Annotated in this window: 25 protein-coding genes; 14 read left to right on the plus strand and 11 right to left on the minus strand. The window is 69.6% G+C overall.

The features are described from left to right. Positions 1-35 precede the first annotated feature (35 nt). The 4 genes from OIE74_RS27435 to OIE74_RS27450 all read right to left on the minus strand — a co-directional run bounded on the left by OIE74_RS27435 (position 36) and on the right by OIE74_RS27450 (position 3,574). Positions 36-284, minus strand: coding sequence for an acyl carrier protein (locus OIE74_RS27435; RefSeq protein WP_329388209.1), 249 nt, complete (start codon positions 282-284; stop codon positions 36-38). A gap of 72 nt (positions 285-356) precedes the next feature. Beyond that, a complete protein-coding gene (locus OIE74_RS27440) occupies positions 357-1,358 on the minus strand; it encodes a ketoacyl-ACP synthase III (RefSeq protein ID WP_329388212.1) in 1,002 nt (333 codons plus the stop codon). A 15-nt stretch (positions 1,359-1,373) separates the two neighbouring features. Continuing rightward, on the minus strand, positions 1,374-2,303 hold the full coding sequence (locus OIE74_RS27445) for an ACP S-malonyltransferase (protein ID WP_329388213.1): 930 nt from the start codon (positions 2,301-2,303) through the stop codon (positions 1,374-1,376). 89 nt (positions 2,304-2,392) lie between these two features. Beyond that, positions 2,393-3,574 carry a PucR family transcriptional regulator gene (locus tag OIE74_RS27450; protein WP_329388215.1) on the minus strand — a complete coding sequence of 394 codons (1,182 nt, stop codon included), beginning with the start codon at positions 3,572-3,574 and terminating at the stop codon, positions 2,393-2,395. A gap of 61 nt (positions 3,575-3,635) precedes the next feature. Here OIE74_RS27450 and OIE74_RS27455 point away from each other — a divergent pair, with 61 nt between their 5' ends. Further along, on the plus strand, positions 3,636-4,298 hold the full coding sequence (locus OIE74_RS27455) for a pirin family protein (protein WP_329392460.1): 663 nt from the start codon (positions 3,636-3,638) through the stop codon (positions 4,296-4,298). Between the two features lie 3 nt (positions 4,299-4,301). Here the strand turns inward: OIE74_RS27455 and OIE74_RS27460 are convergent, their stop codons facing one another. After that, positions 4,302-5,123 carry a serine hydrolase domain-containing protein gene (locus OIE74_RS27460; RefSeq protein WP_329388217.1) on the minus strand — a complete coding sequence of 274 codons (822 nt, stop codon included), beginning with the start codon at positions 5,121-5,123 and terminating at the stop codon, positions 4,302-4,304. 114 nt (positions 5,124-5,237) lie between these two features. Between OIE74_RS27460 and OIE74_RS27465 the strand changes: the two genes are divergently transcribed. After that, positions 5,238-5,711, plus strand: coding sequence for a MerR family transcriptional regulator (locus OIE74_RS27465; RefSeq protein ID WP_329388220.1), 474 nt, complete (start codon positions 5,238-5,240; stop codon positions 5,709-5,711). Then, positions 5,708-6,721, plus strand: a complete 1,014-nt coding sequence (locus OIE74_RS27470; protein WP_329388221.1) for an aldo/keto reductase — start codon at positions 5,708-5,710, stop codon at positions 6,719-6,721. The genes OIE74_RS27465 and OIE74_RS27470 overlap by 4 nt, the downstream gene beginning before the upstream one ends. Positions 6,722-6,964: 243 nt before the next feature. Here the strand turns inward: OIE74_RS27470 and OIE74_RS27475 are convergent, their stop codons facing one another. From OIE74_RS27475 to OIE74_RS27485, 3 genes are all read right to left on the minus strand, one after another. Next, positions 6,965-7,810: a DUF4429 domain-containing protein gene (locus tag OIE74_RS27475; protein WP_329388223.1), complete on the minus strand. Its 846-nt coding sequence runs from the start codon at positions 7,808-7,810 to the stop codon at positions 6,965-6,967. A 64-nt stretch (positions 7,811-7,874) separates the two neighbouring features. After that, on the minus strand, positions 7,875-9,086 hold the full coding sequence (locus OIE74_RS27480) for an alpha/beta hydrolase (protein ID WP_329388225.1): 1,212 nt from the start codon (positions 9,084-9,086) through the stop codon (positions 7,875-7,877). Between the two features lie 171 nt (positions 9,087-9,257). Continuing rightward, entirely contained in the window at positions 9,258-9,917 is a 660-nt protein-coding gene (locus OIE74_RS27485) for a TetR family transcriptional regulator (protein ID WP_329388228.1), read from the minus strand. Between the two features lie 260 nt (positions 9,918-10,177). Between OIE74_RS27485 and OIE74_RS27490 the strand changes: the two genes are divergently transcribed. After that, a complete protein-coding gene (locus tag OIE74_RS27490) occupies positions 10,178-11,671 on the plus strand; it encodes an MFS transporter (RefSeq protein WP_443076382.1) in 1,494 nt (497 codons plus the stop codon). Positions 11,672-11,845: 174 nt separating this feature from the next. Further along, positions 11,846-12,232 (plus strand): peptidase inhibitor family I36 protein, encoded by a 387-nt coding sequence (locus tag OIE74_RS27495; protein WP_329388232.1) that lies wholly within the window; start codon positions 11,846-11,848, stop codon positions 12,230-12,232. A 99-nt stretch (positions 12,233-12,331) separates the two neighbouring features. Here the strand turns inward: OIE74_RS27495 and aceE are convergent, their stop codons facing one another. After that, a complete protein-coding gene (aceE, locus tag OIE74_RS27500; protein WP_329388234.1) occupies positions 12,332-15,076 on the minus strand; it encodes a pyruvate dehydrogenase (acetyl-transferring), homodimeric type in 2,745 nt (914 codons plus the stop codon). Between the two features lie 595 nt (positions 15,077-15,671). On the opposite strand from aceE, the gene OIE74_RS27505 reads away from it, so the two are divergent. The 6 genes from OIE74_RS27505 to OIE74_RS27530 all read left to right on the plus strand — a co-directional run bounded on the left by OIE74_RS27505 (position 15,672) and on the right by OIE74_RS27530 (position 20,362). Next, positions 15,672-16,109 carry a DUF3052 domain-containing protein gene (locus OIE74_RS27505; protein ID WP_164250122.1) on the plus strand — a complete coding sequence of 146 codons (438 nt, stop codon included), beginning with the start codon at positions 15,672-15,674 and terminating at the stop codon, positions 16,107-16,109. A gap of 171 nt (positions 16,110-16,280) precedes the next feature. Continuing rightward, a complete protein-coding gene (locus tag OIE74_RS27510) occupies positions 16,281-16,787 on the plus strand; it encodes a peroxiredoxin (RefSeq protein ID WP_329388237.1) in 507 nt (168 codons plus the stop codon). A 215-nt stretch (positions 16,788-17,002) separates the two neighbouring features. Beyond that, positions 17,003-17,578, plus strand: coding sequence for a TerD family protein (locus OIE74_RS27515; protein WP_189108171.1), 576 nt, complete (start codon positions 17,003-17,005; stop codon positions 17,576-17,578). Positions 17,579-17,733: 155 nt separating this feature from the next. Continuing rightward, a complete protein-coding gene (locus OIE74_RS27520; RefSeq protein ID WP_329388241.1) occupies positions 17,734-18,309 on the plus strand; it encodes a TerD family protein in 576 nt (191 codons plus the stop codon). 51 nt (positions 18,310-18,360) lie between these two features. Further along, complete coding sequence (locus tag OIE74_RS27525; RefSeq protein ID WP_329388243.1) at positions 18,361-19,494, plus strand: DUF475 domain-containing protein; 1,134 nt, start codon at positions 18,361-18,363, stop codon at positions 19,492-19,494. Between the two features lie 130 nt (positions 19,495-19,624). Next, a complete protein-coding gene (locus tag OIE74_RS27530) occupies positions 19,625-20,362 on the plus strand; it encodes a TerD family protein (RefSeq protein ID WP_329388245.1) in 738 nt (245 codons plus the stop codon). A gap of 48 nt (positions 20,363-20,410) precedes the next feature. Here OIE74_RS27530 and OIE74_RS27535 read toward each other — a convergent pair whose 3' ends face one another. Then, on the minus strand, positions 20,411-21,367 hold the full coding sequence (locus OIE74_RS27535) for a TerD family protein (RefSeq protein ID WP_329388247.1): 957 nt from the start codon (positions 21,365-21,367) through the stop codon (positions 20,411-20,413). Positions 21,368-21,557: 190 nt separating this feature from the next. Here OIE74_RS27535 and OIE74_RS27540 point away from each other — a divergent pair, with 190 nt between their 5' ends. From OIE74_RS27540 to OIE74_RS27550, 3 genes are all read left to right on the plus strand, one after another. Further along, on the plus strand, positions 21,558-22,721 hold the full coding sequence (locus tag OIE74_RS27540) for an HpcH/HpaI aldolase/citrate lyase family protein (RefSeq protein ID WP_329388249.1): 1,164 nt from the start codon (positions 21,558-21,560) through the stop codon (positions 22,719-22,721). A gap of 110 nt (positions 22,722-22,831) precedes the next feature. After that, positions 22,832-25,345, plus strand: a complete 2,514-nt coding sequence (locus OIE74_RS27545; RefSeq protein ID WP_329388251.1) for a phosphoribosyltransferase — start codon at positions 22,832-22,834, stop codon at positions 25,343-25,345. Further along, positions 25,342-26,175 carry an HAD family hydrolase gene (locus OIE74_RS27550; RefSeq protein WP_329388252.1) on the plus strand — a complete coding sequence of 278 codons (834 nt, stop codon included), beginning with the start codon at positions 25,342-25,344 and terminating at the stop codon, positions 26,173-26,175. Before OIE74_RS27545 ends, OIE74_RS27550 begins: the two co-directional genes overlap by 4 nt. On the opposite strand, the gene OIE74_RS27555 is transcribed toward OIE74_RS27550, so the two are convergent. After that, on the minus strand, positions 26,144-26,731 hold the full coding sequence (locus tag OIE74_RS27555; RefSeq protein WP_329392461.1) for a DedA family protein: 588 nt from the start codon (positions 26,729-26,731) through the stop codon (positions 26,144-26,146). The genes OIE74_RS27550 and OIE74_RS27555 overlap by 32 nt on opposite strands. Positions 26,732-26,852 lie beyond the last annotated feature (121 nt).

A 26,852-nucleotide genomic window follows, 5' to 3' on the forward strand; every position in this document is an offset into this window, starting at 1 on the left:
GCCACCACCGGGTGGCGTCAGCCGCGCGACCTGGATCAGGCCTGGTGCTTCGTGATGTAGTCGGCGGCGTCGCCGACGGTCTTCAGGTTCTTGACGTCGTCGTCCGGGATCTTCACGTCGAAGCGCTCCTCGGCGGCGACGACGACCTCGACCATGGACAGCGAGTCGACGTCCAGGTCGTCGGTGAAGGACTTGTCCAGCTGGACGTCCTCGACCGGGATGCCGGCGATCTCGTTCACGATCTCCGCGAGACCCTTGACGATCTCTTCCTGAGTGGCGGCCATGTGGGCGCTCCTTCGATATTCAGCGTGAGCAGAGGGATTTGTACAAGCACGGTCCGGAAAGATCCGGTGTGCCTAGGGGAGGGTAACGACCGTCGCGGCGTACACGAGACCCGCCCCGAAGCCGATGACGAGCGCCGTGTCGCCGCTCTTCGCCTGACCGGTCGCCAGAAGCCGCTCCATCGCGAGCGGGATCGAGGCGGCCGACGTGTTGCCGGTGGTCTCCACGTCCCGGGCGACCGTGACGTGTTCAGGCAGCTTCAGAGTCTTCACCATCGAGTCGATGATCCGCATGTTGGCCTGGTGCGGAATGAAGACGTCCAGGTCCTCCGAGGTGATCCCGGCCGCGTCGAGGGCCTGTTGGGCGACCTTCGCCATCTCGAAGACGGCCCAGCGGAACACCGCCTGGCCTTCCTGGGTAAGGGCGGGGAACCGCTCCACCGTCCCCTTGCGGTAGTCGTCCCACGGTACCGTCTGCATGATCGTGTTCGACTTGTCGCCCTCGGAACCCCAGACCGTCGGACCGATCTGCGGCTCCTGTGCCGGGCCGACGACGACCGCGCCCGCGCCGTCGCCGAACAGGAAGGCGGTGGCGCGGTCTTCGAGGTCGGTGAGGTCCGACAGCCGCTCCACGCCGATCACCAGGACGTACTCCGCCGAGCCCTCGACGATCATGCCCTTGGCGAGCGTCAGCCCGTAACCGAAGCCCGCGCAGCCCGCCGAGATGTCGAACGCGGCCGGCTTGCCCGCGCCGATCCGGTCGGCGATCTCCGTCGCGACGGCCGGCGTCTGCTTGAAGTGCGAGACGGTCGACACGATCACGCCGCCGATCTGCTCCGGCGTGATCCCGGCGTCGGCGATGGCCTTGCCGGACGCCTCGATCGACATCATGGCGACGGTCTCCTCGTCGGAGGCCCAGTGCCGGGTCGCGATGCCGGAGCGGGAGCGGATCCACTCGTCGGACGAGTCGATCGTCTCCAGGATCACCTCGTTGGGCACCACGCGCGTCGGACGGTAGCCGCCGACGCCCATGATGCGGGCGTACGGGGCGCCCTGGCTGGGCCTGATCTTCGCCATGCTCTCTCGGGCTCCTTAGGCAGTGTGCTCGGCAACGATCTCGCGAGCCGCGTCGAGGTCGGCGGGGGTCTTGAGCGCCAGGGTCTTCACACCGGGCATGGCGCGCTTCGCGATGCCGGTCAACGTGCCGCCGGGGCACAGCTCGATCAGCGCCGTCACGCCCTGCTCCGTGAACGTCTCCATGCACAGATCCCAGCGGACCGGGTTGGCGACCTGGCCCACGAGACGTGCGACGACCTCGGCCCCCGTGCCCACAGTGTGCCCGTCCTTGTTGGACACATAGGGCAAGGCGGGGTCTGACACGTCGAGCTTTCCGGCCGCGTCCGCCAGTCTGGCCACCGCGGGGGCCATGTGCTCCGTGTGGAAGGCGCCCGCGACCTTGAGAGGCACCACGCGGCGTACGCCCTCGGGCTTGTCCGCAGCCAGGGCCTCGATCTGCTCCAGGGTGCCCGCGGCCACGATCTGGCCGGCTCCGTTCACGTTCGCCGGCGTCAGACCGAGCTTCTCCAGATGAGGCAGGGTCACCTCGGGGTCGCCGCCGAGCAGCGCCGCCATGCCGGTCGGGGTGATGCCCGCCGCCTCGGCCATGGCCAGACCGCGCGTACGCACGAAGCCGAGCGCGGCCTCCTCGCCCAGCACACCCGCGTACACGGCGGCGGTGATCTCGCCGACGCTGTGTCCCGCGACCGCGCCCGCGCCCTCGGTGTCACCCAGCAGCCCGCGCACGGCCTCGCCCGAGAGCAGACCCGCGGCCACCAGCAGCGGTTGGGCCACGGCGGTGTCGCGGATCTCGTCCGCGTCGGCCTTCGTGCCGTAGTGCACCAGATCGAGGTCGATGGCCTCCGACCAGGCCCGCAGCCGGTCTTCGGCGCCGGGCAGATCGAGCCAGGGTGTCAGGAAGCCGGGCGTCTGAGCGCCTTGGCCGGGAGCGACGAGTACGAGCACCCTCACACTCTCTCGTGCGGACGGCCTCCGCCGCCCGTGGGGACAAGGACGAAGAACCGTCGGGGTAATTGTTGGTGTCCAACAAAAGGCTAGGAAGGCGATTCCCCGTCGGCCAGCCTCCCCAAGATCAACGCGATTCGCAGAGTGAAAGCGGAACGGACGTCGGACGGTGACCATCCGGTGACGTCGGTCACACGTCGAAGCCGGTAGCGCACGGTGTTGGGGTGCACGAACAGCATCCGGGCGGCGCCTTCGAGACTGCTCGCCTGTTCCAGGTAAACACTCAGAGTTTCCAGCAGTGCCGAACCCGCTTCTTCAAGCGGTCTGTAGATCTCCTCCACCAACTGCTCACGAGCGGCCGGATCCGACGCGATCGCGCGCTCCGGCAGAAGGTCGTCGGACAGTACCGGACGCGGCGCGTCCTGCCACGCCGAACACGCCTTCAGCCCGGCCGCCGCCGCCTGCGCCGACCTCGTGGCAGCCAGCAGGTCGGGCACCACGGGGCCCGCCACCACAGGCCCGGCCGCGTACGGCCCGATCAGGGCCTTCGCGACCTGGAGCGGGTTGTCGCTGCCGCCCGCGATGACGACCAGCCGGTCGCCGAGCACCCCGGTGAGGACCTGGAGCTTGGCGTGCCGCGCGGCCCGGCGGATCGCCTCCACGGTCAGCTCGCTGTCCCCGTCGGGCGCGGTGCCCAGCAGGACGCACACATGATCGGGCGAGTTCCAGCCCAGCGCGGAGGCCCGCGACACCGCCCCCTCGTCGGCCTCGCCGGAGAGCACCGCGTTCACCACCAGCGACTCCAGCCGGGCGTCCCAGGCGCCGCGCGCCTCGGCGGCCTGCGCGTACACCTGGGCCGTCGCGAAGGCGATCTCCCGCGCGTACACGAGCAGCGCCTCGCGCAGCACCGACACATCCCCGGGCGCCGCGACCTCCTCGATCGCCGACTCCATGACCTCGATCGTGGTGCGCACCATCTCGACGGTCTGGCGCAGCGTGATCGCCCGGGTCAGCTCACGCGGGGCCGTACCGAACACGTCGGTGGAGATGGCCTGCGGGGTCTCGGGGTGCCGGAACCACTCGGTGAAGGCCGCGATACCGGCCTGGGCCACCAGACCGATCCAGGAACGGTTCTCAGGCGGCATCGCGCGATACCACGGCAGCTTCTCGTCCATGCGGGCGATCGCGTTCGCGGCCAGCCTGCCCGCCGACTTCTCCAGTCGGCGCAGGGTCGCGGGATGCGGATGGGCTTCGTTCGCTGGTTCAGGCACGGGACAAGACTGCCTTATCAGGGCGGTCGCGTGCGGGGGAGGCCCTAACGTAGGGGCCGTGATTTCTGTCCGGTACGCCGACGACCGCTATCCCGGCGGTGATCTGTCCGCGGGGATCGAGTCCTACCACGCCTTCTCCTTCGGGGAGTTCTACGATCCGGACAACCTCCGGTTCGGCGCGGTGATCGCCTGCAACGAGGAACGGCTCGCGCCCGGCGCCGGGTTCGGCGAACACCCGCACAGCCACACCGAGATCGTCACCTGGGTCGTCGAGGGCGAACTCACCCACCGCGACTCCGCCGGGAACGCCACGCTGGTGCGGCCCGGCGATGTGCAGCGGCTCAGCGCGGGCGGCGGCGTACGGCATGTGGAGCGCAACGACAGCGGGCAGCCGCTGGTGTTCGTCCAGATGTGGCTGGCCCCGCTCACCCCCGGCGGCGCCCCCCGCTACGAGATCGTGCACGGCATCGCCGACTCCACGCCGTACGCGCTCCCCGAGGCGGGCGCGATGCTGCATGTGCGCCGGCTCCACGACGGCGAGCGGGCCGCGGTCCCCGACGCGGCGTACGCCTATCTGCACGTGGTGCGGGGCCTGGTGGTCCTGGCGGGCGTGGAGTTGGGGCCGGGGGACTCGGCGCGCATCACGGACTCCGCGAGCCTGGAGCTGACCGCGGACGAGCCGTCCGAGGTGCTGATCTGGGAGCTGGGCCCCAACACGCCCTAGTTCTCAGGAGGCCGACCGCAGTTCCGCCAGCACCGCGTCCGTGAACGGCGGCCACGCGTCGATCGCCCACGGGCCGAAGTCCCGGTCGGTCAGCACCACGCACGCCGCGCCCGCGTCCGGGTCGACCCACAGGAACGTGCCGGACTGCCCGAAGTGGCCGAAAGTACGCGGTGACGACGAACTCCCCGTCCAGTGCGGCGACTTGGAGTCCCTGATCTCGAAGCCCAGACCCCAGTCGTTGGGCTTCTGATGCCCGTAACCCGGCAGGATCCCCGACAGCCCCGGGTGGACCACCGTCATCGCCTCCAGCACCGTACGGGGGTCGAGCAGCCGCGGCGCCTGGAGTTCGGCGGCGAACCGGACCAGGTCGTCCACCGTCGAGACACCGTCCCTGGCGGGCGAGCCGTCCAGGGCGGTCGACGCCATGCCCAGCGGTTCAAGGACCGCCTGGCGCAGATACTCGGGGAAGGGGATGTCCGTCGCCTTCGCGACGTGCTCGCCGAGCGCCTCGAAACCCGCGTTCGAGTACAGCCGGCGGGTGCCGGGCGGGGCCGTCACCCGGTGCTCGTCGTAGGCCAGACCGCTGGTGTGCGAGAGAAGATGGCGGACGGTCGAGCCCTCGGGACCGGCGGGCTCGTCCAGCTCGACCGCGCCCTCCTCGTACGCCACGAGCACCGCGTACGCGGCGAGCGGCTTGGTCACCGACGCCAGCGGGAAACGGTGCGAGGCCGGGCCGTACGACCCGCTCACGGTGCCGTCCGCCCGTACGACGGCTGTGGCGGCCGTCGGCACCGGCCAGTTCTCGATCATCGCCAGGCTCTGCATGGCCACGAGCGTAGACGGGCCCCATCCGCCGCCCGACCCCGGTAGGGGACCTGGCGAGAATCGTCCCCCGTGTCCTCTTGCTTCGAGTGCACTCCAAGGTCCTACGTTGATGGCATGACGCTGATCGAGAGCACCCCCGTCGCGGAGGAGACCGAGGACATCTGTGTGACGGCCCCGCCGACCCATCCCAGCCCCGCCGGTGACGACCGGTACACGATCAGCGAAGTGGCCGCCTTCACCGGCCTCACCGCGCACACCCTGCGCTGGTACGAGCGCATCGGACTCATGCCGCACGTCGACCGGTCGCACACCGGGCAGCGGCGCTTCAGCAACAAGGACCTCGACTGGCTCGCCCTCGTCGGCAAACTGCGTCTCACCGGCATGCCGGTCGCCGACATGGTCCGCTACGCCGAGCTGGTCCGCGAGGGCGAGCACACCTTCGAACAGCGGCAGGAGCTGCTCCAGCAGACCCGGCGCGACGTGCGCGCGCGGATAGCCGAGCTCCAGGACACCCTCGCCGTACTCGACTACAAGATCGACTTCTACGCCGGTGCGCATGCGCACCGCGCGTCGGAAAGGGCATCATGAGCATCGAGAAGATCAACACCGTGACGCTCGGCACCGCCGGACCCACGGTCGGTGTCCAGGGCTTCGGAGCCATGGGCATCAGCGAGTTCTACGGCGACACGGACGAGACGGCCGCCAGGGACACCCTCGAAGCGACCGTCGAGGCGGGCGTCACCCTCATCGACACCGCCAACGTGTACGGGCGCGGCGCCAACGAGACGTTCCTCGCGCCGTTCGTCGCGGCCCACCGCGACGAGATCACCCTCGCCACCAAATTCGGCATAGAGCGCACCGACGATCCGAAGTACCGGGGCGTGCGCAACGAGCCCGCGTACGTCAAGCAGGCCGTCGAGGACTCCCTGCGGCGCCTCGGCGTCGACGTCATCGACCTCTACTACATGCACCGCCACGACCCCGCCGTGCCGTTCGCCGAGTCCGTCGGCGCGATGGCCGAACTCGTCGCCGAGGGCAAGGTCAAACACCTCGGCCTCAGCGAGGTCACCGGCGCCGAGCTGCGCGAGGCGCACTCGGTGCACCCCATCAGCGCGCTCCAGTCCGAGTGGTCGCTGTTCTCGCGCGACGTCGAGACGAGCGCCGCGGCCGTCGCCGCCGAGCTCGGTGTGGCCCTCGTGCCGTACTCACCGCTCGGCCGCGGCTTCCTGACCGGTTCGTTCACCCGGGCGGACACGGAGCTCCAGAGCCAGGACTTCCGGCGTGGCATGCCGCGCTTCACCGGCGACAACGCGGGCCGCAACGCCGCGCTCCTGGAACCGGTCCGCACCGTCGCGGCGGCGCACGACGCGACCGTCGGGCAGATCGCGCTCGCGTGGGTGCAGCAGCGGGCCGAGGTGCACGGGCTGACCGTTGTACCGATCCCCGGGACGCGCAGGCGCACGCGCCTGCTGGAGAACGCGGCGGCCACGCGTATCACCCTCACGCCCGGGGAACTGGCGCTCCTGGAGCCGATCGCGGGCCAGGTCACGGGCGCCCGCTACGCGGACATGTCGTCGACGTCGTCGGCCCGGGAGTAGCCCTCCAGGCAGGGGCGGGTGAACGGGGTTGCTGTTCGTTGCCGGGGGCGGGGTTCGGGGCCTCCGGAGGGGTATGTCCGGACGGCGTGATTTACGGCGCGTGCCCCGTTCGTTGGACCCGATGTGCCCTCCTTGTTCACGCACCACAAATCAGCCTGAGTGTCCGAACACACCCCTCCTGCGACCCCGCCCCCCTCAGGCCGGTGGGGGATCCGTACCACCGACCCCGCCGGAGGCGGCCCCTTACAGCTCCGACAGCAGCTCCGCCTTCTTCGCGCTGAACTCGTCGTCCGTCACCAGTCCCGCCTCGTGCAGCTCCCCCAGATGCCGGATCCGTTCGGCGATGTCCGCCGGATCGCGGCGGCCCACCGGCACCGGTACCGGGACGGAGCCCGACTTGCGTACGGCCGCTAGTACCGCCGCCGCGAACGGCAGGGACTCGTGGACCGGGCCGTAGCCGAGACCGAAGACCACCGCGGCCGGGTCGTGGTCGGCCTGGGTGGGCTGCTCGTGGTCGCCGTGGCGCAGCAGTCGCAGGTAGCCGTCGAAGACCTCGGGGGAGCGCCACTCGACCCCGCTCAGCTCCGAGACGGCGAAGCGCTGGTCGCCCGCCTTCCACTTCGCCGACGACGCGCCGGTCCAGAACCAGCGGAAGGAGACCTTGGAGCCGTCGAAGGACGCCTTGCCGTCGTACGCCTTGAAGTTCAGGGGCGCCGGGGGAGGGGCCACCAGATAGCGGTCGGCCGGCTCCGTCGTGGTGAGGGCGGCGCGGAGCTCGTCCGCGTAGTACTCCGCGAGCGTCTCGCGCTCCGCGGGCAGCACCAGCCGGTACGGATCGCCGGAGTCCTTGAGCTGACCGGCCGCCGCCTCCATCAGCGGGTCGGCACCGGGTCTGGGCACGGCGTGCAGCACCACCGTCCCGCGCTTGCCCGGGGAGAGCGTCACCGACGCCAACGCCTCGTGCGGTACACGCCGTTCGCGCAGTGCCTGGAAGAGCTTCGGCGTGCGTATCCCCCGTTCGAAGCGGATGAGCACAGAGTCGCTTTCGAACTCCCAGGTGGCATGAATTCCGGCCAGCACATCACCCATGTGCCTCATCGTAGGCGGCGCGGGGCCGCACGTCGCCCCTCGGCGAAACCGAGTTCTACGCGCGTCAGATCACTTCGCCGTCGGAGATTCCGCTCCGGCACCCGTCACCGTCGTCCGCACAACTGGTGTTCCGGTACGAACCGACCCCGATGTCCGCGAAGTTCCGCAGGCTCTCCGTGCCCGGCTCGAAATAGCCGGTGTGGCCGGCCGCGCCCTGCGCGGACAGCACCCGTGCGCCGAAGTCCGACGTCACCGGGTCGGCGCCGTGGCCGAGCCCGCCGACCTCCAGATACGGCACGGCCTGGATCCAGTCGTCGCTGTCCCGCATCGCCCAGACCCGGGCGCGGGAGTCCAGCTGGCCGGCCGACTCGGCCCGCATTCCGGGACTGCCCGCGACCGCCACGTCCGTGACCCGGGCGGGCAGCCGGCGCGCGGCGATGCCGCACACCACGGAGCCGTAGCTGTGGCAGATCAGCGAGACCCGCGAGGTGCCCGGCAGCGCCGAGGTGAGCGCCTTGAGGCGCCCGGCACCCTTCGACGCCAGCCGCCCGGTCACCGCGTCCACGCCGATCCCCGCGGGCGCCGTGTAGTCGGCCCACGCGATGACGGCGGTACGGGTACGGGGCGAGGCCGCGCGCTCCGCCTCGTACAGCGACCTGGCCATGCCGACCGGCGCGGTGTAGCGGCGCTTGGTCCGCTCGAAGGTCAGCAGGTTCGTGTCGGCGCCCGGGACGACCACCGATACGCGCCCCGCGCTGTCGAGATCGCCGAAGACCTCGGCGGCGCGGCCGTCGCCGGTCGGGTCGAAGGCGAGGATCTGACGGCCCTCGCCCGCCATCGACTCGAAGCGGTGCATCCGCCGGCCCGCCTGGTGCCGGCCCACGACGGAGAGTCTGCTGTCGTCCATCCGTTCCCGCTCGACGTCCCGCGCCTGGATCACGGCCAGCCGGTTGGCGCGGTAGCGCAGTGTCAGGGGCGCGCCGTTGAGATTGCCCACCACGAGGGGGTACCGGTCGGCGAGCCCGGTCCGCTGCGCGGTGCTGAGCGAGGCGAAGAACGCGGCCAGCCGCTTCGGCGGGGCATGGGGGTCGGGCAGATCGAAGGGGCCGACGCGGCCCTTCTCCCAGGCCGAGAGTGCCCTTTCGCGTGCCGTGCCGTCTTCGCCGTGCCTCTGGAGAGCGGTCCATCCGGTGGAGGCCAGCATCACGAAGACCACGGCGAGTGCCAGCAGGGTGCGCCATGCGGTGAGGGACGGGGAGGAGTCGAAGGAAGTCACTGCGCAACACAGTAGGAGACGCCCGGCGGCACTCGTGACGGCCGTGAGGCAGATCACTCCCTGGAGAGGGGGCAACTCGCGTTTGTTCACGCTCCGTCGGGGTAGCGCGCACGCACCGGTGCTCAGGTGTGGCGTACGTAACAGGGCGCAAGGTGTGAATCGGCCGCGCTCTCAGGGTGTCTGTGGGCGCCGCCAGTCACCCGCGAGCGTGGGCACGAGCTGGTCCAGATACGACTCCGTCAGCTCCTGGAGCCCCTCCAGGCCTGTCTCCCGCTGTCCCCACAGCCGGCCCGTCACCCGCATCACCCCGGAGAACGCGGCGACCGCCACCCGGGGCCGGGGGTCCGTCTCCACATCGAGCCCCTCGCGCTCGGCGATCACCAGCGCGATCAGGTCCTCCAGCTCCATGGCGCGCCGCAGATGCGCGGCCAGCAGCGAGGGGGTGGATTCGATCATCCGGTACGTACGCAGGTGCACCTCGACCGGGACCAGGGCCTCGATCGCCTCGTTGATGGAGTTCCAGGCGCCCAGCACCGCGTTGCGCATGGCCTCGAACGGGGTCTCCCGGGCCGGGCGCCCGCGCAGCTCCGCCACGAAGCGCGACTCCACCATGGACTGGATGGTGAAGGCCGCCTCCTCCTTGCTGGCGAAGTAGCGGAAGAAGGTGCGCTGGGAGACGTCGACCGCCTCGGCGATCTCGTCGACGGTCGTCTCCTCGTACCCCCGCGTCGTGAACAGCTCCAGGGCCGCCCGCAATAGGGCGTCCCGCGTACGCTGCTTCTTCAGTTCCCGCAGTCCGGCCGGATGCCGTGCCGCCCGCTGCCCGTCCATCGTTCTCCGGTCCTCTTTCCCGTCACTTCTCGTCCACTTCGTACGCTGTCGTCGGCCCGAGGTGAGATGTGAGCCACGTGACAGTTACAGGCTAGTGAAATGGTTGGTCAACTGTCAGACGCTGTCATTAGTCTCGGGACATGACTAGTCAGACCACCGTCAAATCGGCGCCGAACGATCCGCGGGACGCGGCTCCGGGAGCCACGAAGGGCCTCCGCGGCCACCCCTGGCTGACGCTCTTCTCCGTCGCCATCGGCGTGATGATGGTCGCGCTCGACGGCACGATCGTCGCCATCGCCAACCCCGTGATCAAGGAGGACCTGGGCGCCACCTTCGCCCAGGTCCAGTGGATCACCAACGGCTACCTCCTCGCGCTCGCCGTCGCGCTCATCACCGCGGGCAAGCTCGGTGACCGCTTCGGCCACCGTCAGACCTTTCTGATCGGCATCGCGGGCTTCGCCGCGGCCTCCGCCATCATCGGGTTCTCCGACAGCGTGGCGTTCGTCGTCGCCTTCCGCGTGCTCCAGGGCGTCTTCGGCGCCCTCCTGATGCCGGCCGCACTCGGCCTGCTGCGCGCCACCTTCCCCGCCGAGAAGCTGAACATGGCCATCGGTATCTGGGGCATGGTCATCGGCGCCTCCACCGCGGGCGGCCCGATCGCCGGTGGTCTGCTCGTCGAACACGTCAGCTGGCAGTCCGTGTTCTTCATCAACGTGCCCGTCGGTGTCGTCGCCCTGGTCCTCGGCCTGGTGATCCTCAAGGACCACCGGGCGTCGAAGGCCCCCAAGTCCTTCGACGTCGTCGGGATCCTGCTGCTCTCGGCCGCGATGTTCTCCCTGATCTGGGCGATCATCAAGGCGGGCGAGTCCTGGGGCTGGAGCTCGGGCGGCACCTGGGCATTCCTGGGCGCTGCGGTCCTGTGCTTCGTCCTGTTCGCGGTCTGGGAGACGAAGGTCAGGGAACCCCTCGTACCGCTGAGCATGTTCCGTTCCGTCCCGCTCAGCGCCGGCACGATCCTGATGGTGCTGATGGCGTTCGCCTTCATGGGCGGCCTCTTCTTCGTGACGTTCTATCTCCAGGGCGTCCACGGCATGAGCCCCGTCGACAGCGGTCTGCACCTGCTGCCGCTGACGCTCATGATGATCGTCGCCTCACCCGTCGCGGGCCTGCTGATCACCAGATTCGGACCACGGGTCCCGCTGGTCGGCGGCATGGTCGCCACGGCCGTCGCCATGTTCGGCATGTCCACCCTGTCACCCGGGTCCGGCACGTTCGTGATGTCGCTCTGGTTCGCGCTGCTCGGCATGGGGCTCGCCCCGGTCATGGTCGGCGCCACCGAGGTCATCGTCGGCAACGCGCCGCTGGAGCTCTCCGGCGTCGCCGGCGGTCTCCAGCAGGCCGCGATGCAGGTCGGCGGCGCGCTCGGTACGGCGGTGCTCGGGGCCGTCATGTCCGCCAAGGTCAGCGCCGACCTCGAAGGCAACTGGCAGGACGCCGGCATCCAGCTGCCGCTGGACCCGTCCCTGGAACAGGCGGCCGAGATCGGCGTCGCCCCGCCGGCGCTCGCCGAGGCACCCGGCGTGACGCCGGACGTCTTCGCGAAGATCACCGGGGTCATGCAGGACACCTTCGTGTCCGGGATGAGCCTTGCGTTCCTGGTCGCCGGTGTGGTCGCGGTGGTCGCGGCGTTCGTCGCCACCCGGACCAAGCGCGGCGACAACGCGGACGCGGCCGGGGGCGGCGTGCACATCTGACGCGACGTCAACATGGTGCGATCCACCGCGACGGCCCCGCCCGGACATCCCGGCGGGGCCGTCGCCTGTTCGGGTGGAGTACGGCGAGATCCTCTTCCCGTGGAGCGGGCCGCCGGGTCAGAGTGCGGACAACTGATCGGCATCACACGGGGGTTCACCATCATGCGTACAGCCATGCGTACGACCACGCCTGTCACCCTTCTCACCGCGGCCGCTCTGGCCGCCGCGACGGCCCTGCTGCCGGGCCCCGCGCCTGCCGCCGCGGCCGTGGCCGCTCCGCGCGACGCCTGCGGGCCCGGCGAGCTCTGTCTGTGGGGAAAGCCGGATTTCCGCGGCGCCCGCCAGACCCATGAACTCTTCCGCACCGAGATCCAGAGCTGTGTCCCGCTGCCGCCGGGCACCGACGCCCAGTCCCTGGTCAACCGCACCGGACGGCCCGTCACCACCTACCAGTCGCAGGAGTGCGAGGAGACCGGCGAGTTCGAGACGTACCCCGGCAACGGCACCTGGGTTCCGCAATCGCCCTACCGCGTAAGGGCCTTCAAGGTCTGGGAGCGCTGAGCGGGGTCCTGGCCGGCGCCGGGCGGGAACAGCGACAGGCCCCCGACACGGGCGATGGCCGGTCCCGTACCCGCGGAACCGGCCACCACCCACTACGTGTTACGCGTCGCCGCCCGCCGCGCCCGGGTCCGCCGCCGCCACGTCCAGCAGCTGGTAGCGGTCCACCGCCTGCTTCAGCACCGAGCGGTCCACCTTGCCCTCCCTGGCGAGCTCCGTGAGCACCGTCAGAGCGATCGACTCCGCGTCGATGTGGAAGAACCGGCGGGCCGCGCCACGCGTGTCCGCGAAGCCGAAACCGTCCGCGCCGAGTGACTGGTACGTCCCCGGCACCCAGCGCGAGATCTGGTCCGGCACGGACCGCATCCAGTCCGAGACCGCGACGAACGGGCCCTCGGCGCCGCCGAGTTTGCTCGTCACGTACGGAACCCGCTGCTCCTCCTCCGGGTGGAGCAGGTTGTACCGCTCCACCTCGACGGCCTCACGCCGCAGCTCGTTCCACGACGTCGCCGACCACACGTCCGCGCGCACGTCCCACTGCTCGGCCAGGAGCCGCTGGGCCTCGACGGCCCACGGCACGGCCACGCCGGACGCCATGATCTGCGCCGGGATCGAGCCGCGCTCGCCCTGCTTGAAGCGGTAGACGCCCTTGAGGAGGCCCTCGACGTCCACGTTCTCGGGCTCGGCCGGGTGCTGGATCGGCTCGTTGTAGACCGTCAGGTAGTAGAAGACGTTCGGGTCCTCGCCCGGGTGCGGCTGCCCGTACATCCGGCGCAGCCCGTCCTCCATGATGTGCGCGATCTCGTAGCCGAACGCCGGGTCGTAGCTGACACAGCCCGGGTTGGTCGAGGCGAGCAGCTGCGAGTGGCCGTCGGCGTGCTGGAGACCCTCACCGGTCAGGGTCGTACGCCCGGCGGTCGCGCCCAGTACGAAACCGCGCGCCAGCTGGTCGGCCATCTGCCAGAACTGGTCGCCGGTCCGCTGGAAACCGAACATCGAGTAGAAGACGTACACCGGGATCAGCGGCTCGCCGTGCGTCGCGTACGCCGAACCCGCCGCGATCAGCGACGCCGTACAGCCCGCCTCCGAGATGCCGTCGTGCAGCATCTGCCCGGTCGGCGACTCCTTGTAGGCGAGGAGCAGCTCACGGTCGACCGACTCGTACTGCTGGCCGAGCGGGTTGTAGATCTTCGCGGTCGGGAAGAACGCGTCCATACCGAACGTGCGGTACTCGTCGGGCGCGATCAGCACGAAACGCTTGCCAATCTCCTTGTCCCGCATGAGGTCCTTCAGTACCCGCACGAACGCCATCGTCGTGGCGATCGACTGCTGGCCGGACCCCTTCTTCGCAGCCGCGTACGCCTTCTCGCCCGGCAGCTGAAGCGCCTTCGAGCGCACCAGACGGGTCGGTACATAGCCGTCCAGGCTCTTGCGCTGGTCGTGCATGTACTGGATCTCTTCCGAGTCCCTGCCCGGGTGGTAGTACGGCGGCTGCCCGTCCTCCAGCTCGCTGTCGCTGATCGGCAGGTGCAGCCGGTCGCGGAAGTGCTTCAGGTCGGCGACCGTCAGCTTCTTCATCTGGTGCGTGGCGTTGCGGCCCTCGAAGTTCGGCCCCAGCGTCCAGCCCTTCACCGTCTGCGCCAGGATCACCGTCGGCTGGCCCTTGTGCGCCTTGGCCGCCGCGTACGCCGCGTACACCTTCTTGTGGTCGTGGCCGCCGCGTCCCAGATGCAGGATCTGCTCGTCCGACATGTTCTCGACCATGGCGCGCAGCCGCTGGTCGTCACCGAAGAAGTGCTCGCGGATGTACGCGCCGGTCTCCGTGGCGTACGTCTGGAACTGGCCGTCCGGCGTCGTGTTCAGCCGGTTGACCAGCACACCGTCGCGGTCCTGCGCGAGCAGCGGGTCCCAGGAGCGGTCCCAGACGAGCTTGATCACATTCCAGCCGGCGCCGCGGAACTGCGACTCCAGCTCCTGGATGATCTTGCCGTTGCCGCGCACCGGGCCGTCGAGCCGCTGGAGGTTGCAGTTGACGACGAAGGTCAGATTGTCCAGGCCTTCACGGGCCGCGATCGAGAGCTGGCCCAGCGACTCCGGCTCGTCCATCTCGCCGTCGCCCAGATACGCCCACACATGCGACTTGGAGGTGTCCGCGATGCCGCGGGCCTCCATGTAGCGGTTCATCCGGGCCTGGTAGATCGCGCCCAGCGGGCCGAGCCCCATCGAGACGGTCGGGAACTCCCAGAAGTCCGGCATCAGCCGCGGATGCGGGTAGCTGGACAGCCCGTCCGGGGCCTTCGACTTCTCCTGGCGGAACGCGTCGAGCCGCGCCTCGCTGAGCCGGTCGAGCAGGAATGCGCGGGCGTAGATGCCCGGGGACGCGTGTCCCTGGAAGAAGATCTGGTCGCCGCCGTCGCCGCGGTCCTTGCCCCGGAAGAAGTGGTTGAAGCCCACGTCGTACAGGGAGGCGGAGGACGCGAAGGTGGCGATATGGCCGCCGACGCCGATCCCCGGGCGCTGCGCGCGGGAGACCATCACCGCGGCGTTCCACCGGGTCGCGTTGAGGATCTTCCGCTCGATCTCCTCGTTGCCGGGGAAGAACGGCTCGTCCTTGGTGGCGATCGTGTTGACGTAGTCGGTGCTGCGCATCTCGGGCACGGCCACGCGCTTCTCGCGCGCGCGCTCGATCAGGCGGAGCATCAGATAGCGGGCGCGCTCACGCCCCCGTTCGTCGACGGCGGCGTCGAGCGAGTCGAGCCACTCCTGGGTCTCCTCCGGATCGAAGTCCGGGACCTGGCTGGGAAGGCCGCCAATGATGATCGGGTTGCGATCGGATCCGGAAGCCACACTTTTCCTTCGCTGTTCGGGTCGTGTCGCGCCCCGCATCCTGGCCGGTCGTCCGACCGGTCACACCATCCATGCGGAACGCGCCTGTGGGTTCTGCGGGTACTGCTGGTACTGCGCTGGTGCTCGGGAGTGCTTGCCTCTTCTGCCGCCAGGGAACAGGCACGTAAGCGGGCCGTACGGCGCTATCCATCGTGTACCGCGACGACGGAAACGTCACCTCTACCGAGGGGTAACCCGCACACTGCGATGAATTCCGCGCGACAACGTCGCCCGCTTGGTCGTCCACCGTGTTCCGGGTCCGGCCAAACCGGCATCTTACGCCCAAGACGGCAATGCGTTTCGTTCGGTCGTTCGGACCTGATTGGCCTACCGAAGCCGCGTAGGATGACAAAAAGGGAAGAAATTCTCCGCAGCCATCACGGGCCGTGTCAGCGGGGTGTCAGGAGATGCGGTGAAGCGGCCCGGAACGTACCCGTTTCGGCGGTCTCGGCCGTCGGGTACTTGCGCGATCCGCCCGGCCCGTGTGGACTACGGCCAGCGCCCCGCGTACGCGCGTGGCTGAAGCATTTTCCAAAACATGATCAGGAGGCAATCCGTGAGCGCGACCGCGGACCACGCGGAGGAACGGACCAACGTTGCCGCGAGGCTTGGGTTCGAACCCGGACAGGTGGTCCAGGAGATCGGCTACGACGAGGACGTCGAGCAGGAGCTCCGTGAGTCCATCGAGGCCGTCATCGGCCAGGAGCTCGTCGACGAGGACTACGAGGACGTGGCCGACGCCGTCGTCCTCTGGTTCAGGGACGACGACGGCGACCTGACGGACGCGCTGGTGGACGCCATCGGTCTGATCGACGAAGGCGGGGCGGTCTGGCTGCTGACGCCCAAGACCGGCCGTGACAACTACGTCGAGCCCAGCGACATCAACGAGGCCGCACAGACCGCCGGCCTGGCGCAGACCAAGAGCATCAACGCCGGCAAGGACTGGACCGGCAGCCGACTGGTCACGCCCAAGGCGGCGAAGTCCAAGCGCTGAGAACCGGCGCCGCATCCGAGCGCGAAAGCCGAAGCGGCGGCCGGGCAGACCTGCCTCGCAAGCCTCGCACGCACTGACGGCCCCCGTCGGCACCCGCCGCCGGGGGCCCTTGCGTAGGGTGGCGGGTGCGCCGACGGGGGAGCGCGGCCGACGAGGGAGAGAGTGGCGGGGATGGGGACTGGGACAGCGGCCGGGACGGGACCGGCGGGGATCGGGGCCGGTGTGCGGGCGCCGGACTTCACGCTGAAGGACAACCACGGGCGGACCGTACGGCTCTCCGACTTCCGGGCCGGGCCCGAGGACGACGGCAGGAACGTCGTGCTGGTCTTCTACCCGTTCGCCTTCACCGGCGTCTGCACCGGCGAGCTCGGGGCGCTCCGGGACGAGCTGCCCACCTTCGTCAACGACGACACCCAGCTGCTCGCGGTGTCCACCGACTCCATCCACACCCTGCGGATCTTCGCCGACCAGGAGGGCCTTGAGTACCCGCTGCTGTCGGACTTCTGGCCGCACGGGCAGACCTCGCGGGCATACGGGATCTTCGACGAGGACAAGGGCTGCGCGCTGCGCGGCACCTTCGTCATCGACAGGACGGGCGTGGTGCGCTGGACGGTCGTCAACGGCCTGTCGGACGCACGTGACATCGGCGAGTACGTCAAGGCCCTTGCCGCTCTGTGACGACAACTCGCCATCTGTGATCGCGATCTTTCGGGAAAACCCTTGTGGGAGCGGGGTTGTCCGCTGTAAACCGCACAAGGGGTGGGAACCGGTCACTAGGATCCATCCGTTGATCCGATGCCAAATGCACCAGGGGGCGCGCTACGCGCGGTGACGGCCGCCGAGACGGCCGGTGCCGGGGCGGCGCCCCTGTGAAACTCATCAAGGGAGGACTCGTGGGAGTCAGCCTCAGCAAGGGCGGCAACGTCTCGCTGACCAAGGCCGCGCCCAACCTGACCGCGGTCACCGTGGGTCTGGGCTGGGACGTCCGCACGACCACCGGTAACGACTTCGACCTCGACGCCAGCGCTCTGCTGACGAACGCCGAGGGCAAGGTCACGAGTGACGGAAACTTCGTCTTCTTCAACAACCTCAAGAGCCCCGACGGCTCGGTCGAGCACACCGGCGACAACCTCACCGGTGAGGGCGAGGGTGATGACGAGGCGATCAAGGTCAACCTCGCCGCGGTCCCCGCGGAGGTCGACAAGATCGTGTTCCCGGTCTCGATCTACGAGGCGGAGAACCGCCAGCAGTCCTTCGGCCAGGTGCGCAACGCGTTCATCCGCGTTGTCAACCAGGCGGACAACAACGAACTGGCTCGGTACGACCTGACCGAGGACGCGTCGACGGAGACGGCGATGGTCTTCGGAGAGCTTTACCGAAATGGCGCCGAGTGGAAGTTCCGCGCCATCGGACAGGGGTATGCCTCTGGCCTGCGTGGCATCGCGCAGGACTTCGGCGTCAACGTCTGAGCCGCTGATCCGTCGTCCGGCTCGCACATCCGAGTGCGGCGCCGGACGCGCCTCACCGTGCGGGGCCCGCCCCCGCACACGCACCACGCACCACGAGCACGGCGTCAGGCGCGCCGTGCTCGGCATCACGTCACCTCGGGGAGGACTCACCAATCATGGGCGTCACACTCGCCAAGGGGGGCAATGTCTCCCTCTCCAAAGCCGCACCGAACCTCACCCAGGTGTTGATCGGTCTCGGCTGGGACGCACGCTCCACCACCGGAGCGGACTTCGACCTCGACGCCAGCGCATTGCTCTGCCAGTCAGGGCGGGTGCTCGGCGACGAGTGGTTCATCTTCTACAACAACCTCACCAGTCCCGACGGTTCCGTCGAGCACACCGGTGACAACCTGACCGGTGAGGGCGACGGCGACGACGAGTCCCTGCTGGTCAATCTCCCCGCCGTGCCCGCCAATGTCGACAAGATCATCTTCCCGGTGTCCATCCATGACGCCGAGGTCCGGGGACAGACCTTCGGCCAGGTCAGCAACGCGTTCATCCGCGTCGTCAACCAGGCGGACGGTCAGGAACTGGCGAGGTACGACCTCACCGAGGACGCCTCGACGGAGACCGCGATGATCTTCGGCGAGCTCTACCGCTATGGGGGCGAGTGGAAGTTCCGTGCGGTGGGACAGGGGTACGCGTCGGGTCTACGGGGCATCGCTCTAGACTTCGGGGTCAACGTTTCGTAAAGCAGTGCTCTGCGCGGGGGAAAACCCGTTAGATACCAGATGGGGTAGCCAGTGATCCTGAAAACCTTCGGCTGGTCGTTCGCCATTACGGCGCTCGGCCTTGCCTTCGCGGCCTGGCAGTGGGGGTGGGAGGCGTTCGGGATCGTACTGATCCTGTCGATCCTTGAGATCTCCCTGTCGTTCGACAACGCCGTTGTCAATGCAGGGATCTTGAAGAAGATGAATGCCTTCTGGCAGAAGATCTTCCTCACGGTCGGCATCTTGATCGCCGTGTTCGGTATGCGGCTGGTGTTCCCCGTCGCCATTGTGGCGATCAGTGCCAAGGTCGGCCCCATCGAGGCCGTCGAGCTGGCGCTGGACAATCCCGAGAAGTACGAGTCGCTCGTCACCGACGCGCACCCGGCGATCGCCGCCTTCGGTGGCATGTTCCTTTTGATGATCTTCCTGGACTTCATCTTCGAAGAGCGTGACATCAAGTGGCTCGGCTGGCTGGAGCGTCCGCTGGCGAAGCTCGGCAAGGTCGACATGCTGTCGGTCTGCGTCGCGTTGGTCATTCTGCTCATCACCGCGATGACGTTCGCCACGCACGCGCACACCAGTACCGGGTACGCGGACAAATCGGCGACCGTCCTGCTCTCCGGTGTCGCGGGTCTGATCACCTACCTCGTCGTCAACGGGCTCTCCAGCTTCTTCGAGGACAAACTCGAAGAAGAGGAGGAGCGCGAACACGAGGAGGAGGAGAAGGCCAAGGCCGAAGGGAAGCAGGTCTCGGCCATCGGTCTCGCCGGCAAGGCCGCGTTCTTCCTCTTCCTCTACCTCGAAGTCCTGGACGCCTCCTTCTCGTTCGACGGGGTCATCGGCGCCTTCGCCATCACGAACCACATCTTCTGGATGGCGCTCGGCCTCGGTATCGGCGCGATGTACGTCAGGTCGCTCACCGTCTACCTCGTCCGCCAGGGCACGCTCGACGACTACGTCTACCTGGAGCACGGCGCGCACTACGCGATCGGCGCGCTCGCCGGGATCCTGCTCATCACCATCGAGCACGAGATCAGCGAGATCATCACCGGCCTCATCGGTGTGGTGCTGATCGCCGCCTCGTTCTGGTCATCCGTGGTCCGCAACAAGCGAGTTGAGTCCGAAGGTGATGAGGATTCGGAGGACAAGGCAACAGTCGCTGTCTGAGTCCGCCTCCGGGGTGTGACCAGGAGGGGATAGCGGGAACGCTCTGAGCGGGGCGGCCTGAGGCGGAAGCCTTCCGGCCGCCCCGCTGTTCATGTTCTGTACGGCAACGGATGGTGGGGGTGGGGTGGGCATGGCCTTCTGGGACAATCTATGGCGAGGCAAGGCATCGCAGTTCGATTCGGGCAGCGCCTCGACGAACTCGATCGAGCTGACGAAGCGCAATCCGTCGGTCTCGCTCACCAAGCAGGGCGCGGCCACCGGGAACCTGCGGGTCAACCTGTCGTGGCGGATGCGTACTTCGGACATCGAGGGAGGGTCGAGGCAGGGCGGCGGACTGCTGCGGCACCCCTTCAAGTTCTTCAAGCCCGATGTGGTGCAGGCGCACACCCTGGGTGTGGTGAACGTCGACCTGGACATCGGTTGCATGTACGAACTGGCCGACGGCAGCAAGGGAGTTGTGCAGCCGCTCGGCGGATTCTTCGGCAGCCTGAACGAGCCGCCGTACATCAAACTCAGCGGTGACGACCGCTTCGGCGCCCCCTCCGGCGAGACGATATTCATCAACCTCGACCACCGGGAAGAGATCAAGCGGCTGCTGGTCTTCGTCTACATCTACGACCGCACCCCGGCCTTCGACCGGACCCACGCCAACGTCACGCTCTACCCGAGCAACGGCCCGCGCGTCGAGATCGAACTGGACGAGCGGGCCCCGCAGGCCCGGTCCTGCGCGGTCTTCTCGATGCAGACCGTCAAGGGTGAACTGGTGGTGCGCCGCGAGGTGAAATTCGTGTACGGCTTCCAGGCGGAGCTGGACCGGCTGTACGGCTGGGGCCTGCAGTGGGGACGGGGCTACAAGACGAAGACCTGAGGCGCCGGAGACCCGCCGCGACGGTCCCGGCCTGCGCCGGGGCCCGCGCTAGGGCTGGGGCCGTACGAACTGCGGACCCATCGGCGGCAGCCGGAAGCTGGGGTCGGGCGCGGGAGCCGCCGCCGCGGCCGGCTGCGGATAGCCGTACGCCGGGGCGGCCTGCGGCAGCGGCGGTGCCTGCGGCGGCTGGGGACCCGGGGCGGGCGCGTGCGGGTAGCCGTAACCGGACTGCGCCGACGCCGGCTGCGGGTAGCCGTAGGACGGCTGGCCCGACGCGGGCTGCGGATACCCGTAGCCGGGCTGCCCCTGCGGCTGTCCGGGGAACTGCGGCCGGTGCGCGGGCGGTGCCTGCGGGGCGCCGTGCGCCGCGGCGTGGTGAGCGGGCGGGCCGGGCAGCTGCGCGGTCTCCCCCTCCGAGCCCGGCGCCGCGCGGCCGGCCCCGTCGGCCCCTTCCGTCTCGTCGACCGAGATCCCGAAGGCCGTGGCCAGCCCGATCAGGCCGGTCGGATAGCCCTGGCCCACGGCCCGGAACTTCCACCGGTTCCCGCGCCGGTAGAGCTCACCGCAGATGATCGCGGTCTCCTCGCCCGTCTCCGGTCGCACATCGAAGACGGCCAGCGGGTCGCCGTCGGCCTGCCCCGCGTCGTACAGCAGGACCTGAAGGTCCCGCACGTGCTGGAAGCTCGCCCCGTCCGACGACGCCGCGAGCACCACCTGGTCTACGCTCGGATCGAGGGCAGCCAGGTCGGCCTCGACGGTGTCGGTGAGGCCCTCGGGCACCTGCTTCTTCGGCAGCCGCCTCACCAGGCCCGACGGGTGACGGGGCTGGTTGTAGAAGACGAAGTCCTCGTCGGAGCGCACCCGCCCCTCAGGGCCCAGCAGGAGCGCGGACGCGTCCACGTCGGGGATCCCCGCCCCCGGGCTCCAGCGCAGCACGGCCCTCACGGCCATGGCATCGAGGGGAACGTTCGAGCCCTTCACCATCGCGTGCGTCATGCCCGTCATCCTGCCTCCCCGCAGGCCGCGCGGACAACGTGGGGGCATGGTGGAGAGGAGCGTGGCGGGCGCGGGACAGGGGCGAGAAGTGGACGAGTTACCTGAAATTCATGCACGGGAGGAACTCTTGACTGCCGTCCATACGTACTATTACCGGCCACATGTCAACGCGACCACCGTGGCAGTACGGGGGAATTAAATGCGTCACTTCGGGCATATTCCGCCCACTGCACGGCAAGCGTTGTTCCATCGCGAGCCCGACGAGTTCACCTCGGCCTCCCCGGCCCACATGCTGTCGACCGCCCTCGGAGCCACCCTCTACAGCCCCGCGACCAGGCCGCGGCTGGCGGACGACGTGGTCAAGATGGCGGGGCGGGGGGTCGTGTCGATGGTGCTGTGCCTGGAGGATTCCATCGACGACTCCGAGGTGGAGTGGGCCGAGGAGAATCTGGTCGGGCAGCTCGCCGACCTCCACCGGCGCGGCGCGGAGCTGCCGCTTCTGTTCGTCCGGGTCCGTGAACCGGACCAGATCCCCGACCTCGTGCGCAGGCTCGGCCCCGCGGCCCGGATCCTGTCCGGATTCGTACTGCCGAAGTTCACGGATGAGCGGGGGGTGCCGTTTCTTGAGGCACTTATTTCGGCCGAACACGAGAGCGGGCTCCGGCTCTTCGCCATGCCCGTACTGGAGTCGCCCGAGCTGCTGCATCTGGAGACGCGGGCCGACACCCTCACCGGCATCGCGCGCACGGTCGACAAGTACCGGGACCGGGTGCTGGCCCTGCGGCTCGGTGTCACGGACTTCTGCTCCGCGTACGGGCTCCGCCGCTCGCCCGATATGACGGCGTACGACGTACGCATCATCTCGGCCGTCATCGCCGACGTGGTGAACGTCCTCGGCCGCTCCGACGGCACCGGCTTCACGATCACCGGCCCGGTCTGGGAGTACTTCCGGGTCCACGAGCGGATGTTCAAGCCGCAGCTGCGCCAGAGCCCCTTCCTCGCGGGACGGGCCGAGGAACTGCGCACGGCGCTCATCGAGCACGACCTCGACGGGCTGCTGCGCGAGATCCAGCTGGACCAGGCCAACGGTCTGGTGGGCAAGACCTGCATCCATCCCTCGCATGTCATGCCCGTGCACGCGCTGTCGGTGGTCAGTCACGAGGAGTTCAGCGACGCCCAGGACATCCTGCGGCCGGAGCGGGGCGGGGGAGGCGTGCTGCGTTCCTCGTACACGAACAAGATGAACGAGGTGAAGCCCCACCGCGCGTGGGCAGAACGAACCATGCGGCGCGCCGAGGTGTTCGGCGTCGCGAAGGCGGACATCGGCTTCGTGGAGCTGCTGGCCGCCGGGCTGGTGGCGTGAGCGGGCGGGGCGCGGCGCCGAGGAACGACGGGCCGGTCGACGGGCCCGTTGATGGACCGGTCGACGGGCCGGTCGACGTAGGGACCGAGAAGGCAGAGGAGAACGGCAACGTGACGTGGTCGGGGTCGTGGGTCGCCGAACGGCTCGGCATAGAGCTCGTCGGCGGGGACGAACTGCGTGAGCTGCTGGGCGTCGCCCTGCGGCGCAACCCCAAGCGCGCCCATCTCCTCGTCTCGAACGTCCTCGGCAAGCACGTCCCCCAGCGGCCGTCCGTCGTCCACGGCGCCGGTGTCGCCCTCGGCGAACGCGTACGGGACCTGCTGGGCGACGCCGTGGAGCGGGCCGTGATCCTCGGTTACGCGGAGACCGCGACCGGTCTCGGACACTCGGTGGCGGACGGGGTGGCGGACGCCCCGTATCTGCACTCCACCCGGCGCCCGGTGCCGGGAGTCGCCTCCGCGGGCGGTTTCGAGGAGTCACATTCGCACGCCACCTCGCATCTGCTGCTGCCGGAGCGGCCCGATCTGCTGGCGGGGGACGGCCCGCTGGTCCTCGTGGACGACGAGTTCTCCACCGGGAACACCGTTCTCAACACGATTCGCGCGCTGCACGCCCGCTATCCGCGCCGGTGGTACGTGATCGTGGCTCTCGTCGACATGCGCTCGGCCGCCGACCAGGGCCGGCTCGCGGAATTCGCCCAGGACATCGGCGCCCGGGTCGACCTGGTGGCGATGGCATCGGGCACGGTCAGCCTCCCGGAGGGCGTCCTGGCACGTGGCCAGGCACTGGTCGCGGAGCACGACTCCGCTCGGGGGACGGCTCCGGGGGCTCCTGATCCGACGGCGGACACGGCGGATGTGGACGTCGTGCGCGTGCCGCTCGGCTGGCCCGCCGGGCTGCCCGACGGCGGGCGGCACGGCTTCACGCCCGCCCACCGCGCCCGTCTGGGGGCCGCCGCGCCCGGCATGGCCGCCGCGCTCACCCGTGACATCGGCGACGCCCGGCGCGTCCTCGTCCTCGGCTTCGAGGAGCTGATGTACGCGCCCCTGCGCCTCGCACTGGAGCTGGAGCGGTCCCTCCCCGGCACCGAGGTCCGCTACTCGACCACGACGCGCTCGCCCGTACTCGCCGTGGACGACCCCGGCTACGCGATACGCAGCCGCCTCGTCTTCCCGGCCCACGACACCGCGGCCTTCCCCGCCGGCGCCGGCGACGGCGCGGGCGACCGGTACGCCTACAACGTGGCCGGCGGCGGCTTCGACGCCGTCGTCGCGGTCGTCGACTCCCTGGGCGACTCCCCGGAGCTGCACGCCCCCGGCGGTCTGCTCGCACAGCTCACCGCCCATGTCCCGCGTGTCCTGCTCGCCGTCGTTCCCACGTACCTCCCCGCCCTTCCGCACGCCGCCGCCCTCCCGCACGTCCCCGACCGGCAGGAATCCCCCATGCTGCCCGACCCCCTGCGTGGCCCCGCCTTCTCCTCGTACGCCGCGGACGACGTCGGCTGGCTCCTTCAGGACCTCTCCGACGTGGAACTGGAAGCTCCGACGGAGGAGCGCGAAGAGGCGATCCAGAGCGGCGGCGCGCACTACGCGGAGTCCCTGCCCGTCGAGTACCAGCCGAGCGACGAGTACCAGGAACTCTTCCGGTCCGCGCTCGCGGCCTCCGCCGCCCGTATAGCCCGCGCGGTCGGCACCGTCACCGAGACCGTGCTGGCCGAGCACCCGCAGCGCTACGCCGACCCCGCCTCGCGAGAAGCCACGCAGGCCCTGCCCGTCCTGGTCTCCCTCGCCCGCGCGGGCACACCCGTGGGTGTCCTGATGCGCCGCTGGGCCAAGCACCGGCACGGCCTGGATCTGCCGCACTACGCCATCTCCATCGTGCGCGGCCGCGGCATCGACACCAACGCCGTCCGCTGGCTCGCGGCCCACCACGACCCGGCCGACATCGTCTTCGTGGACGGCTGGACCGGCAAGGGCGCCATCACCCGCGAACTGGCCGACGCGCTGGCCGAGTTCGGCGACTTCCACCCGGAGATCGCGGTGCTCGCCGACCCCGGCGGCTGCGTACGGACCTATGGCACCCGTGAGGACTTCCTCATCCCCTCCGCCTGCCTCAACTCCACCGTCTCCGGCCTCATCTCCCGCACCGTCCTGCGCGCCGACCTCGTCGGCCCGTACGACTTCCACGGTGCGAAGCACTACCGCGAACTCGCCGGCGCCGATGTGTCCGGCTACTTCCTGGACGCCGTGGCCGCCCGCTTCGACGACGTCGCCGACGCGGTGGACACCGAGGCCAAGGAACTTCTCTCCACCGACCGGGCACCCACCTGGGAAGGCTGGGCCGCCGTCGAGCGGATCAGTGAGGAGTACGGCATCCACGACGTGAACCTCGTCAAACCCGGCGTCGGCGAGACCACCCGCGTCCTGCTGCGCCGCGTCCCCTGGAAGATCCTCGCCAAGCGCGGCGCGGGAGCCGACCTCGATCATGTCCGGCTGCTCGCCGAGCAGCGCGGCGTACCGGTGGAAGAGGTCGACGGACTTCCCTACACCTGCGTCGGGCTGATCCACCCCCGCTACACGCGCGGCGCCACCGGCGCGGACGGTACGGCGGTGGCGACCTCGTGAACGCGCCCACCCCTTCACCGGCGCTGGTCGCCAGCGACCTCGACCGCACCCTCATCTATTCGGCCGCCGCGCTCCAGCTGGCCGTGCCGGACGCCGAGGCCCCGCGTCTGCTCTGCGTCGAGATCTACGAGGGCAGGCCCCTGTCGTACCTGACGGAGACGGCAGCCGGGCTGCTGGAGAACCTGGCCGCCACCTCGGTCTTCGTCCCCACCACGACCCGCACCCGCGAGCAGTACTTCCGCATCCATCTGCCGGGCCCCGCCCCGCGGTTCGCGATCTGCGCCAACGGCGGGCACCTCCTGGTCGACGGTGAGTCCGACCCCGCCTGGCAGACCCGGGTGAAGGAACACCTCGCCGCGAGCTGCGCCCCGCTCGCGGAGATCAGGCGACACCTCCTCGCCGCCGCCGACCCCGCGTGGCTGCTCAAGGAGCGCATCGCCGAGGACCTGTTCGCCTACCTGGTGGTCGACCGCGCGCTGCTGCCCGACGGCTGGGTGAAGGAGCTCTCCGAGTGGGCGGACGGCCGTGGCTGGACGGTCTCCCTCCAGGGCCGAAAGATCTACGCCGTACCGCGTCCGCTGACCAAGTCCGCAGCGATGCGCGAGGTCGCCCGCCGCACCGGCGCGGCCCTGACCCTCGCGGCCGGCGACTCCCTCCTCGACGCGGACCTGCTGCTCTCCGCGGACCACGGCTGGCGTCCTGGCCACGGCGAGCTGGCGGACACCGGCTGGAACGCCCCGCACGTGGAGACGCTGACGGAGACGGGGGTGGCGGCGGGGGAGGAGATCCTGCGGCGGCTCACTCGCGCCGCTTCTCGTTTCGGGACCTGATCAGCCGTCTGATCACGAAAGCCACGAGCGCGAGCGCGACGACGCCCAGGACCAGCTTCGAATACGTGGCGACATGGCCGCTCACCTCTTTCCAGTTCTCGCCGAGCGCGTAACCGGCCATGATGAACGCGGTGTTCCAGATCGCGCTGCCGAGTGCGGTCAGGCCCACGAAGGTGGGCAGCGGCATTCTCTCCACGCCCGCGGGTACGGAGATGAGGCTGCGGAAGACGGGCACCATCCGGCCGAGGAAGACAGCCTTCCTGCCGTGCCGGCCGAACCAGTCCTCGGCCCTCTCCATGTCCCGCCTCTTCACCAGCGGAACCTTGGACGCGAGAGCGACTGTTCTGTCCCGGCCGAGCCACGCGCCCAGCCAGTACAGGACGAGCGCGCCCACGACCGAGCCCGCCGTCGTCCACAGCACCGCCGCGGCCAGATTCAGCTTTCCGGCGCCGGCCGAGAAGCCCGCCAGCGGCAGGATGACCTCACTGGGCAGCGGAGGGAACACACTCTCCAGGGCGATCGCCATTCCCGCGCCCGGGGCTCCGAGCGTGTCCATCAGGGTGTTGACCCACTGCTCGGGGCTGCTCGCGATCGTCACTCCCACGTCGGACGGCTCCTCGGGCACGCTGATCGAGGCGGCCTCGCCGGGCGGCGGCGGACCGCCTCAGCGCCTGGGC

It is taken from the genome of Streptomyces sp. NBC_01716 (genome assembly GCF_036248275.1).
Classification (GTDB): Bacteria; Actinomycetota; Actinomycetes; order Streptomycetales; family Streptomycetaceae; genus Streptomyces.